Here is a 13948-nt window from a genome sequence, read left to right as displayed (position 1 = left end):
TCTCCTTGACCCCCCTTTCAAACTTCAAACTTCCAACTTCAAACTTTAACTGTCCTGCCCCACCTTGAGCACCGCCAGGAAGGCCTCCTGGGGGATATCCACCCTGCCGACGGATTTCATCCGCTTCTTGCCGGCCTTCTGCTTTTCCAACAGCTTGCGCTTGCGGGTGACGTCGCCGCCATAGCACTTGGCCAGCACGTTCTTGCGCAGGGCCTTGACCGAGGAGCGGGCGATGATCTTGCTGCCTATGGCCGCCTGGATCGCCACCTCGAACATCTGCCGGGGGATCAGCTCCTTCATCTTCTCCGTCAGTTCGCGGCCACGGCCTTCGGCGAAGGTACGATGGACGATCAGCGACAGGGCATCCACCCGCTCGCCGTTGATGAGGATGTCCAGCTTGACCAGGGGCGCGGCATCGAAGCGTTTGAATTCGTATTCAAAGGAGGCAAAGCCCCGGCTGCACGACTTGAGCCGATCGAAGAAATCCAGCACCACCTCGTTCATCGGCAGTTCATAGTGCAGCTGCACCTGCCCGCCGACATACTGCATGTTCTTCTGCACGCCGCGCTTTTCCACGCACAGGGTGATGACGTTGCCCAGGTAGTCCTGAGGCACCAGGATGTGGGCGTCGATGATGGGCTCGCGGACCTCTTCGATGGCGCTGGGGTCGGGCAGCTCCGCCGGGTTCTCCAGCTTGAGCACCTCGCCATCATTCTTCAGCACCTCATAGACCACCGTGGGGGCGGTGGTGATCAAGTCCAGATCATACTCCCGTTCCAGCCGCTCCTGCACAATTTCCATGTGCAGCATGCCAAGAAAGCCGCAGCGGAAGCCAAACCCCAGGGCCTGGGAGGTCTCGGGCTCGAAGTGCAGCGCGGCGTCGTTCAGCTTGAGCTTGCGCAGGGCCTCGCGCAGGTCTTCGTAGTCGTCGGTACTGACCGGATAGAGACCGGCGAACACCCGTGGCCGGGTTTCGGCAAAGCCCGGCAGGGCCTTATCCGCCGGGTTGTCCGCCAGGCTCAGGGTATCGCCCACCGGGGCACCGTCGATCTCCTTGATGCCGGCGATGAGATAGCCCACCTCACCGGGATGCAGACCATGGGGTCGGGCCGTGCGCTTGGGGGTGAACACCCCTACCTCATCGGCCTGATGCACCCGACCGGTGGACATCACCAGCACCTTGTCGCGCCTTTTCAACACGCCGTTGACCACCCGCACCAGGGAGATGACGCCAACGTAGGGGTCGAACCAGGAGTCGATGATCAGCGCCTGCAACGGCGCACTGGCATCGCCCTGGGGCGGCGGGATGCGCGCCACCAGCTGTTCCAGCAGATCGGGGATGCCGACGCCGGTCTTGGCGCTGACCTTGATCGCGTCATGGGCCTCGATGCCGATGATCTCTTCGATCTCGCGGATGACCTTTTCCGGCTCGGCGGCCGGCAGGTCGATCTTGTTCAGTACCGGCACCACCTCCAGGCCCAGGTCTATGGCGGTATAGCAGTTGGCCACGCTCTGCGCCTCGACCCCCTGGGCGGCATCCACCACCAGCAGAGCGCCCTCGCAGGCGGCCAGGGAGCGGGATACCTCATAGGAGAAGTCCACATGCCCTGGGGTGTCGATGAAGTTCAGCTGATAGGTCTCGCCATTGACGGCCTGATAGTTGAGGGTGACGCTCTGCGCCTTGATGGTGATGCCGCGCTCGCGCTCCAGGTCCATGGAATCGAGCACCTGCTCGGACATCTCGCGGTTGGTCAGTCCGCCACAGACCTGGATGAAGCGATCGGCAATGGTGGACTTGCCGTGGTCGATGTGGGCAATGATGGAGAAGTTGCGGATGTGATCGAGATCGGCCATGGGCTTCCGGAGCAGAAAAAAGGAGGCCGCGCGCCCGAAATCGTCTCGGGCTGCGCGGCCGGTGGATGATACCCGAGGGGGGGCTGCGCCACCAGCCCCACACCTTGGGAAGTTTGAAGGTTGAAGGGTGAAGTTTGAGGCCTGGGCCAGATCAGTAGCAAAAAACCGGATCGCAAAGGACGCAAAGATTTCATAGAAGAACCATTGGTCTCACTTCGCGCCTTGATCGGGCAGCCATGCCATGCTGCCCTTCCCTTCCGAGTCCCGAGTCCCGAGTCCCGAGTCCCGAGTCCCGAGTCCCGACAAGCTTATTTTTTTGGCAGACGCATGGCCAGGAACAGGGTGCCGCTCTTGCGTTGTACCAGCACGGCGATGGATTTTTCCGCCGGCAGCTCGGTCACCAGCTTGGCGAACTGGCTGGCGGATTTGATCGCTTGGTTGTCCAGCATGAGTATGACATCATCCACCATTACCCCGGCGCGGCTGGCGGGGCCGGATTCGATCCGGGTCACCAACACGCCGAGTTCCTTCTTGATCTCCAGCTGGTCGCGCTCGGCAGCGGTCAGGTCGCGCACCCCCAGACCCAGGCGATCACTGTCGTCCACCCGGCCATCGGCCTGCTTGCCGTCGCCGCTCAGCTCACCGATGCGTACGCTCAGCTCCAGTTGCTCGCCCTTGCGCAGCAGGCTCAGTTTGGCGTCCTCGTCCACCAGGCTGCGGCCCACCAGGTGCGGCAGCACCGAGGAGCTGTCCACCTGTTTGCCGTTGTACTCCAGGATCACGTCACCCACCTGGATACCGGCCTTGGCCGCCGGGCTATCCTCTATGACCTGGGCCACCAGGGCACCGCGCGGGCTGTCCAGGCCGAAGGATTCGGCCAGCTCGCGGGTAACATCCTGGATATAGACCCCGAGCCAACCACGGGTGACCTTGCCCTTGTCGCGCAACTGTTCCACCACATCCATGGCGACGTCGATGGGGATGGAGAAGGCCAGGCCCATATAACCGCCGGTGCGGCTGTAGATCTGGGAATTGACGCCGATCACCTCGCCCTTGAGATTGATTAGCGGACCGCCGGAGTTACCTGGGTTGATCGCCACGTCGGTCTGGATGAAGGGCACATAGGTGTCATCCGGCAGGCTGCGGCCCTTGGCGCTGACGATGCCGGCGGTGACCGAGTGGTCAAAGCCAAACGGCGAGCCTATGGCCAGCACCCATTCACCCACCTGCACCTCGTCGGTCTGGGCGGTCTTCAGGGTGGGCAGGCCCGCAGCCTCGATCTTGAGCAGGGCAACGTCGCTGCGCTGATCCGAGCCGATCACCTTGGCCTCGAACTCGCGCCGGTCGGTGAGGCGGATGATGATCTCATCGGCCCCCTCCACCACATGATGGTTGGTGACTATATAGCCGTCCTCGGAGATGATGAAGCCCGAGCCCAGGGAGCTGCGTTCGGACTTGCCGCCCTCCTTCTCCAAGCCCTTGGGCATCTGGAAGAAGTGCTTGAACAGCTCGTTGAAGGGGCTGTCCTCGGGCAGATCAGGCATCTGGAAATTGTGCGGCACGGCGCGCCTGGCCAGGGTCTTCTGGGTACTGATATTGACCACCGCCGGGCCGGTCTGCTTGGCCAGCTCGGTGAAATTGGGCAGGTTATTGGCCAGCGCCAGCCCTGTCAGCCCAAACAGCGCCATGAGCAGAGCAAGGCGGGCCAGGACCCTGTTCCGATAGTTTTTCAGGTGTGTCGTGCTTACAGGCATGGTTTTTTCTCCTCGTTTGATCCCGGAGGGGCCACCGGCAGGCCCTCCGTTTGGATACGCATGATGATGGGTAGGGATGTGGTTGCTGCCAAGACGGGTTTCAACCACCGCCAAAGGGCGGGAAAGGCAAAAAGGCCCAGCAAGGCCCCCAGTATGGCGGGTAATTCACCGGCCTGCCCAGAAAACAGGCCCTGCCCCAGCAAGGCACCCAGGATCAGGCCGAGCAGGGGCAGCAGGTAGAGATGCAGGGAGCCGCTGAGCATGAGCCGCTCCGGCACACCGACGACGACCCCCTGCCCCGGCTGCGCCTGCAGCGGGTTGTCCACCTCTACCCGCACCGGCCGGTTGCCGAACAGCTGGGCGAACAGGGAGCCACCACAGGAGCCCGCCGCGCTGCACTGGCCGCAGGAGGAGCGCCGAGCGGCCTGCACCCAGGTGCGCCCGCCCTGCACCGCCACCACCCGGGCCTGGGTCTCGATCATCGCAGTTCCACCGCCTCGGCGATAAAGCGGGTGGTGACCTGGGGTACCTCGCCAATGACCAGGATCTGACGGTCTTGCAGCCGACGGCCATGGATGCTCACCGCCCCCAGCCGTGAGGGGCCATCAAAGTGGTTGTCCGGCCGCGCCGGTTCCAGGTAGAGGGATACCGAGGCCAGGCCATCGCTGAGCACCAGATGCTCCATGCTGATGCCGCCCTCATCCTGGCGAAAATCGCGATGGCTGATGTGAAAGCCCGGCGGCAGACGGCTCAGGCCCCAGGCCTCTGGCTGCTCGCCATCGACCTTTTGCCGCGGGCGGTATTCGATCAGGCTGAAGTCCTTGCTCAGGGGGCTGGCCTGGGATGCCTCGAAGGGCAGCCCTGGGTCCACCTTAATGCGGCTGTACATGATCAGGCTGACGCGCTGGCCCTGGTGGTCCAGCACCTCCTGCTTCAGCGGCAGGCGGTATTCCTCGTCCAGGTAGAGCCTGTGGCCGTAGCGGTAGCCATCCAGCGGCTGGATGTCGAGACGCCGCGCCAGCCGCCCGGCCACCCGTGCCTGGCCACCCTGCCCGGCCAGCCGCATACGATAGACCCGGCCCAGCTCATGGGCCGTCAGGGGCTGCAGGGAGGGAAAGCCGTAGCCGCTGCCGCCGCGCCGATCCACGGATACCGCCTGGCTGCTGGGACGCACGCAGCGCACCGCGTCCTGGTCGCGGATCACCTCACGGGGCACGCCGTTGAGAGAGATCAGGCGCTCCCGCTCGCGCCCCTGGCGCACGGTGTGGATCAGCTGCAGCACCTTGATCTGATCGCCGTGCTGATAGACCAGCTCGCCCTCGTAGTTGAGCCCGGCCATGGCCTTGGACATCTGCTCCAGCCAGGCCTCCGCAGCGTCCTCGGCCCAGAGCGGCATGGGGATCAGAACAAGGCCCAGGATCAGCAGCCCAGACGTCAACCCATGCCGGGGCATACTAAAGACCCGGCTCATAGCTGACGAAGCTGGCGTAGGGCAACATGCGGTCCATGCCCCGCCCGGCGGCGAATTCGGCGTGATCCATCAGATAGCGGTTGAGCCGCTGCTCCATCTCCGGCGGCAGTCGCCGCCATTGCTCGGGGTCATCCCCGACGGTGGGCTCGGCCACCGCCAGCACGGTCTGATCCGGCTTTGTGCTGTCCGCATCACGCCCTGTCGGCTCGGCCGCGCTGGCCAGTTCGACATGGCCGTTCAGGAGGGCCCGATCAGGGAACCACTGCGGTGCCAGCCACAGGCTGATCAGGCTGAGGGAGGCGGCCAGGGCCAGGCCGGCCAGGGGTCTGCCCCAGAAGCGGACCGGGGCGGCTGCGGGAACCGGCAGGCCTGTCTGCCCCCGGCGCAAATCCGTTTCCACCGCTTGGTCGGCAGCCACCCGGAGGGCTCGGGAGACGCCGCGATAGAAGCCCACGCCCACCAGGGCCTCGCTCTGGTCGTGACGCATGGCCTCACCGATCAGCCGGTAACGGGCCAGGGTAGCGCGGTTTTCCGGCTCGTCCAGCAGGTCATCCAGCAGACGCCTACGCTCAAACTCGGTGAGTTCATCATCACTCAGGGCGGAGAGTTGCTGCGCTGTGTTCTGTTGCATGTTCATGACTCGCTGTTGCGTTTACTCAGTGCCCCAGCAGGGGTTTGATCCGGGCGTCCACCGCCTCGCGGGCGCGGAAGATGCGCGAACGCACCGTGCCTATGGGACAGTCCATCACCTGGGCGATCTCTTCGTAGCTCAGGCCTTCCATTTCACGCAGGGTGAGGGCCGAGCGCAGATCCTCGGGCAGGTCCTGGATGGCCTTGTGCAGCACCTGCACCAATTCTTCCTCACATAGATAGTCTTCAGGGGTAGAGAGTTCCCGCAGGCGGCCGGAATCATCCACTCGCTCGGCCAATTCCCGGTCGATATCCGGGGCATTGTTACGCCGCCCGGCAGCGGATGACAGGTAATTCTTCGCCGCGTTCACCGCAATGCGGAACAGCCAGGTGAAAAAGGCGCTGTCGCCACGGAACCGGGGCAGGGCCCGATAGGCCTTGACGAAGGCCTCCTGGGCCACATCCAGGGCCTCGTCGGGGTCTTTGACATAGCGCATGATGAGGCTGACCACGCGCTGCTGATAGCGGATCACCAACAGATCGAAGGCACGCTTGTCGCCCTGCTGCGCCCGCGCCACCAACTCCGTATCCAATGGCTGTTGTTCAGTCATGCAGCCAGACCCGGACGGCAATCGGCCCGACGGCGAGATCGATCTTGACTGATTTTTCTTGATCGAACGGCATGGCTCGGCTTAGTCTCCTGACGGTGATATTCGATTATCCCGACAAAGCCACAGATCGGCAAACCGCATCACCCTTTGCCAAAGGTAGCCCCCTTGCCCCAGACCAGTCCCGAATCCCGTATCGAACCCATAGTCCAGCAGGACGTCCTCATTATCGGCAGCGGTGCCGCAGGCCTCAGCCTGGCCCTGCGCCTGCCGCAGCGGCTCAGTATCGCCCTGCTGGCCAAGGGCAGCCTGGAGGAATCCAACACCTTTTATGCCCAGGGCGGCATCTCGGCGGTGCGTCATGCGCGAGACTCCCTGGAGTCCCATGTGCTGGATACCCTCAACGCCGGGGCCGGCCTCTGTGACGAGGGTCGGGTACGCCTGGTGGTGGAGCGTGGCCCGGGGAATATCGACTGGCTGGACAACCTGGGGGTGGAGTTCACCCGCTTTCCCAACCCGGCCACCGGCCCCGAGTACCACCTGACCCGCGAAGGCGGGCATTCGCACCGGCGCGTGATCCACGCCGCCGACCACACCGGCAGGGAGATGCAGCAACGGCTCGACCGCATGGCCCGGCTCAGGCCCAACATCCGAATTCAGGAAAACCACCTGGCGCTGGACCTGATCACCGAAAACAAGCTGGAGCGCCCAGGCAACCGGGTGCTCGGGGCCTATGTGTATGACATCGCCAACGACCGGGTGCAGACCTTCGCCGCCCGCTTTGTGGTCATCGCCACCGGCGGTGCCGGCAAGGTCTATCTGTACACATCCAACCCGGACCTGGCCACCGGCGACGGCATCGCCATGGCCTGGCGCGCCGGCTGCCGCGTGGCCAACATGGAATTCATCCAGTTCCACCCCACCTGCCTCTATCACCCGCAGGCCAAGTCCTTTCTTATCACCGAGGCGGTACGCGGCGAGGGCGGCCACCTGCTGCTGGCCGATGGCGAACGCTTCATGCACCGCTTCGATGGCCGCGCCGAACTGGCCCCGCGCGACATAGTCGCCCGCGCCATCGACCACGAGATGAAACGCACCGGGGCCGACCACCTGTGGCTGGACATCAGCCACAAGCCGGCCGCCTTCATCCGCGAGCACTTTCCCACCATCCACGGCAAATGCCTGGAGTTTGGCATCGACATCACCCAGGCCCCCATCCCGGTAGTGCCGGCGGCCCACTACACCTGCGGCGGCGTGGTCTGCGATGAGCGGGCGCGTACCGACCTGCCCGGCCTCTACTGCATCGGCGAGGCGGCCTATACCGGCCTGCACGGGGCCAACCGCATGGCCAGCAACTCCCTGCTGGAATGCCTGGTATTCGGCCAGCTGGCGGCTGAGGATATCGGCCGCCAGAGCGCGCGCACCCAGATGCCCGAAGACCTGCCGATCTGGGACGAAAGCCGTGTCAGCGACCCCAACGAGGAGGTCATGGTGGCGCACAACTGGGATGAGCTGCGCCGCTTCATGTGGGACTACGTCGGCATAGTCCGCTCCAACCGGCGTCTGGAGCGGGCCCTGCACCGCATCGACATGCTGCGCCGGGAGATCCGCGAATACTACGGCAACTTCCGCGTCAGCAACGACCTGCTGGAGCTACGCAACCTGGTGGATGTGGCCGACCTGATCATCCGCTCCGCCCGCCGCCGACACGAAAGCCGCGGCCTGCACTACAACCTGGACTTCCCCTTCCGCGATGACCAGCAGCAAAACCAGCCCACCATCCTCTACCCCGACAGCTACCGACCGGGGCCAGACCGATGAAAACCCGACAAAACTCGCAATATCGCGATAAAATCCTTTAGAATCTATACTTATAGGCTAATAAGTTAGAAAACTCCAAGTACGAAGCAATAGACACAGGCCCGGCGGTTGCCTGTGTCTCCTGAACTCCCCCACTGCAAGGTACCGAACAGCATGCCCACCGACCCCAGCCAACTGCGCCGACTGGTCCCCCTGACGGACCTGGACCGGGTTGGGCTGGAGCGTGTGGCCGAGATCGCCCAACCGCTGGATCTCCGGCGCAACCAGCAGATCTATGCCGTGGACAGCAAGGACAGCTACGTCTATTACCTGCTGGAGGGCGAGATCGTGATGATCGACCGCAACGGCCGCGAGGCGCGCCTGTCGGCGGACAGCCAACAGGCCCGTTTCGCCTTCGGCAACCTCAAGCCCCGGCCGGCCAACGCCCGCGTGATCTCGCCCAAGGCCAGGGTACTGCGCTTTGACAACACCAAGCTGGAGACCCTGATCACCTGGCGGGACCAGCTGGCCGGGCCTGCCTCAAGCTTTGCCAGCGATGGCCTGGTGGTTTCGGAGATGCTCAGCGACAGCGAGTTCCCGATTGACAACGACTGGGTCATGGCCCTGCTTTGCAGCCCCAGCTTCTATGACCTGCCACCGGAGAACGTACAGAAGATCGGCCAGCGCATGGAGCCGCAGCCGGTCAAGGCCGGCCAGCGGGTGATTCAGCAGGGTGAGATGGGGGATTACTACTATGTGATCCGCGAGGGCCGCGCCCGGGTGCTGATCAATGAGGTGACCGTGGCCGAACTGGAGCCCCTGGCCGCCTTTGGCGAGCAGGCGCTGGCCTCGGGGGCACCGCGCAACGCCAGCGTCGAGATGATCACCGATGGTCTGCTGATGCGCCTGTCCAAGGAGGATTTCCTGGAACTGCTGGCACCCAACCTGATCAACCGCGTCTCCCTCGACAGCGCCAAGCGCATGCTCAAGGACGGCGCCATCCTGGTGGACGTGCGCTCACCGGACGAGTTCGCCCAGCGCCGACTGGTGCGCTCCATCAACCTGCCCCTGTTCATGCTGCGCCGCCGCCTGCGCAAGCTGGACCACAACCGCAGCTACATCGTCTATTGCGACAGCGGTATCCGCAGCGCCGCCGGCTGTTTCATCATGGCGCAAAAGGGCTTCAAGAGCTATCTGCTGGAAGACAGGGAACGGGCCTTCGAGGAGATCCCGGCCAAGACCCGGTAGCGCACGCAAAATGCCATCCTCTATCTTCTGTCCCCCGTGTTCTGTTCTCAGTCCTCTGTCTTCTGTTTTCTGTTTCTGCCTGTTGCTCTATCTGCCCTCAGCCCAGGCCTACCCGCCGTTGCAGCTCTATATCGCCCTGACCCCGGCCGGTGGCGTGCTGCGCCCGGCCCCTGGGGTCTATTCTGGCCCGGTGGTGGTGGACAAGCCCATCACCATCGAGGGCGAGGGGCGGGTGACCCTGGATGGCGGCGGCAGCGGCAGCGTGGTGCGCGTCACCGCCGATGGGGTGGTGCTGCGCGGTCTGCACCTGACCCATTCGGGCAACTCCCACGATCAGGTGGATGCCGGCATCTCCCTGGAGGCCAACGGGGCCTTGATCGAGAATAACCGCATCGATCAGGTGCTGTTTGGCATCCAGCTGCAGAAGGCCTATGACAACCTGATCCGCAACAACCGGATCAGCTCCTTCGATGTCGCCCCCAGCCTGCGCGGCGAGGGCCTGCGGGTCTGGAACAGCAGCGATAACCGATTTGAAAACAACCAGTTCGAGCAGGTGCGCGATATCTATTTCACCAATGCGCCGGATAATCTGTTCAGCGGCAACCGCATCAGCAACAGCCGAGTGGCCATGGAGTTGGTGTTCTCGCCGGGTAACCGGATTGAGAACAACAGTATCCAGGCCAGCGGGCGCGGCATTGTGGTGGTCTATTCCGATGAGCTGCATATCCTCAATAACCAGATCAGCCACCTGCGGGACTTCGCCGGGGCCGCCATTTCGGTCAAGGAAAGCTCTCAGGTAAGCATCGAGGGCAATCACATCCTGCACTGCGCCCTGGGCCTGAGGGCCAACTCCCCGATCCACCCGGAGAACACCCTGAGTCTGAAGGGCAACCACTTTGCCTACAATGACATAGCGCTCTATTTCTACGGCGAGAAGGGCGGCCACCAGATCCACGACAACCGCTTTGAGCAGAACCTGCTCAGCGTCGCCGTCAGCGCCCCCACCAGCGCCCTGCTGCACGATTGGCGGGGCAATCAGTGGGACGAGTATCAGGGCTTTGATCTGGACGGCGATGGCTTTGGCGACCAGCCCCACGATGTCTATCTGCACTCGGATCAGCTCTGGCTGGACCGACCCATGACCCGCTTCTTTCGCGGCTCTCCGGTGCTGGAGACCCTGGATTTTCTGGAGCGCCTATCGGCCTACAGCGAGCCCGAGCTGATCCTGCGTGACCCCAGGCCGAGGCTGCCTTGAAAATCCAGCCTCGTCAGCCCCGTAGCCCGGATGCAGCGAAGCGATGTCCTTGCTTCGACGATGCTCAGCACAGGAAGCCAGTCGAAGGGCGGAATCCGGGGAGGCCAGGCCCTGCGGTAACCCCGGATTCCGTTACACTCCATCCGGGCTACAACTCAATACCTCCGAGCCAGCGCTCGGAGCTCCCAGGATGAGTAGCTACAGCTAGGTTGCTTCACAGTAAGGGGCGAGGGCTTTCCTGCCCCATTCTTCTCTCCGTCCTCTGCGTCCCATTTTTGGACTAAATCACCTTGGAAAAACTCTGCCCTGGCTTTTGCTGCAGATAGGCGTCGAAGCTCATGCAGATGTTGCGGATCAGGAAGCGGCCGGCGGGCAGGACGCGGATGCCTTGGGGGTCCAGGCTGAGCAGACCGTCCTGTTCCATGTCGCGCAGCTCGCCCAGCTCGCGGCTGAAGTAGCTGGCAAAGTCAATCTGCCAGGCGGTTTCGATCTCGGCAAAGTTCAGCTCGAAGTGGCAGATCAGCTTGGTGATCACATCCCGGCGCAGCTCGTCGTCGCGGGTCAGGCTGAGGCCGCGGAACAGGGGCAGCCGGTCGGCACTGATGCGGTCGCAGTATTCGTCCAGGGTTTTGACGTTCTGGCTGTAGGTATTATCCACCATGCCGATGGAGGTGATGCCCAGACCGATGAGGTCGCAGTTGGCGTGGGTGGAGTAGCCCTGGAAATTGCGATAGAGGGTGCGCTCGCGCTGGGCCACCGCCAGCTCGTCCTCGGGGCGGGCGAAGTGGTCCATGCCGATATACACATAACCGGCGGCGGTGAGCTTGTGCAGGGTGGCCTGGAGTATGTCGAGCTTGACCTGAGGCAGGGGCAGGTCCGCCTCGTTGATGCGCCGCTGCGGGCTGAACAGCTTGGGCAGGTGGGCGTAGTTGAACACCGAGAGCCGATCCGGCCCCACCTCGATGACCCGATCCAGGGTGCGGCCGAAGCTTTCCACCGTCTGGTGCGGCAGTCCGTAGATCAGGTCCAGGCTGACGGAGCGAAAACCCTGGGCGCGGGCGGCTTCCAGCACCTCCAGGGTCTCCCGCTCGGTCTGGATGCGGTTGACCGCCTTTTGCACCTGATCATCGAAGTCCTGCACCCCCATGCTGATGCGGTTGAAGCCGATCTCCCGGAGCATGGCGATGGTGGCGGCATCGGCCTCGCGCGGGTCGATCTCGATGGAATACTCGCCCTGTTCGTCATCGGCAAAGGCAAAGTGCTGGCGTGTCTTGGCCATCAACTCGCGCATTTGATCATGACTGATGAAGGTGGGGGTGCCGCCGCCCCAGTGCAGCTGCTCGACCACGCGCTCGCCCTCCACCAGGGCCGCTTGCAGCTCCAGCTCGCGATAGACCTGATCCAGATAGGGCTGGGCCTTGCCGCGGTCCTTGGTGGCCACCTTGTTGCAGGCGCAATAGAAGCAGATGGTGTCGCAGAAAGGGATATGAAAGTACAGCGACAGCGGCCGCCCGGCGGCGTTACCCCGCGCCATGGCGGCGCGGTAGTCAGCCGCGCTGAAGCTGTCGGTGAACTGCACTGCCGTGGGATAGGAGGTGTAGCGCGGGCCGGAGCGGTCGTATTTGCGGATCAGCTCCAGGTCGAATTCAATGCTTTGTTGCATGGGCCTCACTCGTCTTCACCGTCCACGTCTATGCCACGGCGGTGGGTTTCGTTGATGCGTTTGAGCAGAAACAGAAAGGGGATGTCGTCGGCGTGCTCCAGGGCCAGGTCCATGAAGGCCAGGTCCTCGCGACCAAAGTGGTAGCTGCCCGCGCACATGGCGTCATATACCTGTTGAATGCCCTCCTGCAAGGGGTCGAGGAAGTCCGGCAAGCGCTGCAGGTCCTCCATCTCATACTCCAGGCAGTCACGCAGGTCCGCGATCTCAAACACCGCCTGCTTCACCATTTCGCCATATTCTTGCGCACTGCGCGCCCGTCTTACCGCCATAGATTCACCCTCGATTCACTTCGCGTATCAAAATTGCTGTTGTTGCAGTTGCTCGGCACTGAGCAGGAACACGCCATCGCCACCACGCTCGAACTCCAGCCAGAGGAAAGGGGCCTCGGGGTAGCGTTGCTGCAGGGTCTCGGCGCTACTGCCCACCTCAACGACGAGGATACCATCTGGGGTAAGGAATTTACCCGCGTTACGCAGGATGCTAATCACAATGGCCAGGCCCTCGTCCGCCGCCTCCAGACCCAGGCGCGGCTCATGCCGGTATTCCTCGGGCAGGGCGGCGTACTCCCTGGGATGGACATAGGGCGGGTTGCTGAGGATGACCTGATAGCGGGCATCCTCTGGCAGGGGCTGGAACAGATCACCCTGGTAGAACTGCACCTGATCCTCCAGCCCCAGCCGCTGGCGATTGCGCTCGGCCACCGCCAGGGCCTCGGCAGACAGCTCCACGGCGTCGATCCGCGCCTGGGGCAGGTAATGGGCCAGGGCCAGGGCGATGCAACCGCTGCCGGTGCATAGATCCAGCCCGCGTTCGATCGCCTCCGGCTCCAGCCAGGGGGCCAGGCCCTGCTCGATCAGCTCGGCCAGGGGCGAGCGTGGTATCAGTACCTGGGGGCTGACCTCGAATTCCAGTCCGGCAAACCCGGTCCGGCCGATGAGATAGGCCGCCGGCAGGCGCTCCTGCTCACGCCGCAGCAGCAGGCTGAGGATCTGCCGCGCCTCCTCGGCGCTCACCCGGCAGTCCAGATAGGTCTCCGGCAGGGAATGATCCAGGTGCAGGGCGTGCAGCACCAGGGCCAGGGCCTCGTCCAGGGCATTGTCCGTGCCCTGGCCAAAGCTCAGGTCGGCGGCATTGAAGCGGCTCGCGCCCCAGCGCACCCAGTCGCGCAGGCTGTTCAGTTCATTGAGGGGAAAGTGCATGATTCAGGGCTTGCTGGTGATCGAAGCGGGATCATACCCCAGTCTGCCCTAACGATCATGGGATCATCGGTGACCCTGGAGTCGTCGCTCCGGGAGCATTACCCCATTGTTCCAGCCACATCGATAGGCTAGGAGCCTGTCGGGTTTAGGTGCCCGTAGCGAGCAAGGTGGGAGAGCGAGAACAAATTTTCACGATTTTGAGGCGCATAGTTGGCCTACGCAACGAAAAATCGGGGAAATTTGGGCCGTTCTTCCCACCGGCGCAGTAGGTGCATCCTAAATCCGATAGGCTCCTAGGCCCAGTGGGAACGGGCTTACCTTGTGGGAGCGGGCTTGCCCGCGATTCTAAAAAACGCCCGAAAGGCTCATTCCTTCAAACTTTACCCTTCAAACTTCTAACTTTATC

12 protein-coding genes are annotated in these 13948 nt (G+C 63.3%); 3 read left to right on the top strand and 9 right to left on the bottom strand.

The genetic code is table 11. The features are described from left to right. Positions 1 to 45: 45 nt before the first annotated feature. From lepA to rpoE, 6 genes are all read right to left on the bottom strand, one after another. Complete coding sequence (lepA, locus tag D5125_13925; protein QFY90491.1) at positions 46 to 1854, bottom strand: elongation factor 4; 1809 nt, start codon at positions 1852 to 1854, stop codon at positions 46 to 48. 308 nt (positions 1855 to 2162) lie between these two features. Next, positions 2163 to 3608, bottom strand: a complete 1446-nt coding sequence (locus D5125_13920; GenBank protein ID QFY90490.1) for a DegQ family serine endoprotease — start codon at positions 3606 to 3608, stop codon at positions 2163 to 2165. After that, positions 3599 to 4090 (bottom strand): SoxR reducing system RseC family protein, encoded by a 492-nt coding sequence (locus D5125_13915; GenBank protein QFY90489.1) that lies wholly within the window; start codon positions 4088 to 4090, stop codon positions 3599 to 3601. Before D5125_13915 ends, D5125_13920 begins: the two co-directional genes overlap by 10 nt. Next, complete coding sequence (locus D5125_13910) at positions 4087 to 5079, bottom strand: MucB/RseB C-terminal domain-containing protein (protein ID QFY90488.1); 993 nt, start codon at positions 5077 to 5079, stop codon at positions 4087 to 4089. The genes D5125_13915 and D5125_13910 overlap by 4 nt, the downstream gene beginning before the upstream one ends. Beyond that, positions 5063 to 5710 carry a sigma-E factor negative regulatory protein gene (locus tag D5125_13905; GenBank protein ID QFY90487.2) on the bottom strand — a complete coding sequence of 216 codons (648 nt, stop codon included), beginning with the start codon at positions 5708 to 5710 and terminating at the stop codon, positions 5063 to 5065. Before D5125_13905 ends, D5125_13910 begins: the two co-directional genes overlap by 17 nt. A gap of 25 nt (positions 5711 to 5735) precedes the next feature. After that, complete coding sequence (gene rpoE, locus D5125_13900) at positions 5736 to 6320, bottom strand: RNA polymerase sigma factor RpoE (protein QFY90486.1); 585 nt, start codon at positions 6318 to 6320, stop codon at positions 5736 to 5738. 192 nt (positions 6321 to 6512) lie between these two features. Between rpoE and nadB the strand changes: the two genes are divergently transcribed. The 3 genes from nadB (at position 6513) to nosD (ending at position 10620) form a co-directional block, all read left to right on the top strand. Next, positions 6513 to 8138: an L-aspartate oxidase gene (gene nadB, locus D5125_13895; protein QFY91168.1), complete on the top strand. Its 1626-nt coding sequence runs from the start codon at positions 6513 to 6515 to the stop codon at positions 8136 to 8138. Between the two features lie 153 nt (positions 8139 to 8291). Continuing rightward, positions 8292 to 9365: a cyclic nucleotide-binding domain-containing protein gene (locus D5125_13890; protein ID QFY90485.1), complete on the top strand. Its 1074-nt coding sequence runs from the start codon at positions 8292 to 8294 to the stop codon at positions 9363 to 9365. Between the two features lie 82 nt (positions 9366 to 9447). Then, positions 9448 to 10620: a nitrous oxide reductase family maturation protein NosD gene (gene nosD, locus D5125_13885; GenBank protein ID QFY90484.2), complete on the top strand. Its 1173-nt coding sequence runs from the start codon at positions 9448 to 9450 to the stop codon at positions 10618 to 10620. A 280-nt stretch (positions 10621 to 10900) separates the two neighbouring features. On the opposite strand, the gene hemN is transcribed toward nosD, so the two are convergent. The 3 genes from hemN to prmB are packed head-to-tail and all read right to left on the bottom strand — an operon-like array spanning position 10901 to position 13542. Next, a complete protein-coding gene (hemN, locus tag D5125_13880; GenBank protein QFY90483.1) occupies positions 10901 to 12283 on the bottom strand; it encodes an oxygen-independent coproporphyrinogen III oxidase in 1383 nt (460 codons plus the stop codon). 5 nt (positions 12284 to 12288) lie between these two features. Next, positions 12289 to 12612, bottom strand: a complete 324-nt coding sequence (locus D5125_13875; GenBank protein QFY90482.1) for a general secretion pathway protein GspF — start codon at positions 12610 to 12612, stop codon at positions 12289 to 12291. Between the two features lie 27 nt (positions 12613 to 12639). Further along, positions 12640 to 13542 carry a 50S ribosomal protein L3 N(5)-glutamine methyltransferase gene (gene prmB, locus D5125_13870; protein QFY90481.1) on the bottom strand — a complete coding sequence of 301 codons (903 nt, stop codon included), beginning with the start codon at positions 13540 to 13542 and terminating at the stop codon, positions 12640 to 12642. Positions 13543 to 13948 lie beyond the last annotated feature (406 nt).

It is taken from the genome of gamma proteobacterium SS-5, from assembly GCA_009497875.2.
In the GTDB taxonomy this organism is placed as follows: domain Bacteria; phylum Pseudomonadota; class Gammaproteobacteria; order Chromatiales; family Chromatiaceae; genus Magnetovirga; species Magnetovirga frankeli.
This window is presented reverse-complemented; position numbering and strand designations above follow the sequence as displayed.